The 972-nt window shown below is 44.0% G+C and carries 2 protein-coding genes; both read left to right on the top strand.

The annotated features are described in order from the left end of the window. Positions 1 to 320: 320 nt before the first annotated feature. Entirely contained in the window at positions 321 to 491 is a 171-nt protein-coding gene (locus tag A3739_RS29445; protein WP_156502545.1) for a hypothetical protein, read from the top strand. 57 nt (positions 492 to 548) lie between these two features. Continuing rightward, positions 549 to 972 (top strand): alpha/beta hydrolase (locus A3739_RS28000; protein ID WP_231877016.1); only part of this gene is annotated, 424 nt, incomplete at its 3' end.

Below are 972 nucleotides of genomic sequence, written 5' to 3' on the forward strand. Positions count from 1 at the left end.
TTTCAGGCGCACAAAGCACAGATATTCAGGCATCCTTCTAAAAACTTAGAATTATTTTTACGCCTCTTCAATAGTTAACAGTCGTAATCTTAACCCGAGCAATACGTCCCATTTTATACAGCATGCCCCTTTCTAAATATGTTTGTCCTTTTGATGCATAGTATACGAACGCGTAAGGCATTACGCTTTTTAGACAATAAAAATAAAAATCGGAAAGTGTCGTTAGGGAATTCAACTCCTATTCTTTCCCCCCCGCAAATAAATATAAAAAAACACATACGACAGGTGATTAAAATGAAAAAGCCCTTACTGCACTCGGAATGTGTGCTGCGGTAGCTTTGTCTCCGCAAATGGCTAGTGCGACTGGTTCAGGCTCTGTTCCTATTCTAGACTTTGCAGGCGGCTTATTAGGCGCTCCAAACTTCCCAGATTCAGAGAACTACACAACAGATGACGACATCATCATTACCGCATTTGATGGCGTTGAATAAACGGCGAACATCTTTGTTCCTACAGATATTCAAGGTACTGCGCCAGCAATTATTTTCATCAATAGCTGGTCAATGAACGAATACCAATACTTACAACAAGCTGCAGAGCTTGCAGATAAAGGCTATATCGTTCTGAATTATGCAACGCGTGGTTTCGGCGAGTCTGGCGGTTTAATTGACACAGCTGGCCCAAAAGACATGAACGACTACAGCACAGTAATCGACTATTTGATTGCTAACTACCCTGTAGACGAGAGCGCTATCGCAACAGCGGGTATTTCTTACGGCTCAGGCATCAGCTTACTAGGTGCAGCGCAAGACCCTCGCGTAAAAGCCATTGCAGCAATGAGTTCATGGGGCGATCTAGTTCATGCTTTGTACGGCGACCAATCGCCACGCCAAGTTTGGGGTGAGCTACTTAATCTAGCAGGCGGCTTAACAGGCAACCCAGACCCAATCATTGACCAACACTGGAACAATG

The organism is Oleiphilus sp. HI0067, from assembly GCF_001635735.1.

What these genes read in the sequence shown, in the direction of transcription:
- A3739_RS29445 (WP_156502545.1), top strand. Translation starts at nt 321, where the DNA reads ATGTGTGCTGCGGTAGCTTTGTCTCCGCAAATGGCTAGTGCGACTGGT.